Genomic DNA, 282 nt, shown 5'->3' with positions numbered 1-282 from the left:
TTCAAAATTATGGAGACAGTGGGCGATCGCCTCTGCTAAAGCCGTATTTTCTAACCCAATTGTCTCAACTGCGGCAGCCATTTCCTTTTTGTTAGCAATGACAACAGCCCTTCGCAATTGAACCAACAATTCCGAGGACAAAGCCCGAAAACTTTCCTCATTTAACACCTCTGTTTCTGAGACAGTCGGCAACTTTTGGCTCGAATCCTCATAAATATAACGCACTCCCAAATGTTTCTCCATTGCCTGAAATATCTGGTCTTCCCGAAAAGGTTTACGCAA

The 282-nt window shown here is 43.6% G+C and carries 1 pseudogene; it reads right to left on the bottom strand.

Annotation, left to right across the window (positions count from 1 at the left end):
- Positions 1–282, bottom strand: a pseudogene (locus JUI58_RS27430) (hybrid sensor histidine kinase/response regulator); the annotation flags it as partial.

It is taken from the genome of Spirulina sp. CCY15215, assembly GCF_016888125.1.
Taxonomy (GTDB): Bacteria; Cyanobacteriota; Cyanobacteriia; order Cyanobacteriales; family Spirulinaceae; genus CCY15215.
The sequence above is the reverse complement of the archived record's forward strand: the minus strand, read 5'-3'. Positions and strand labels throughout refer to the sequence as shown.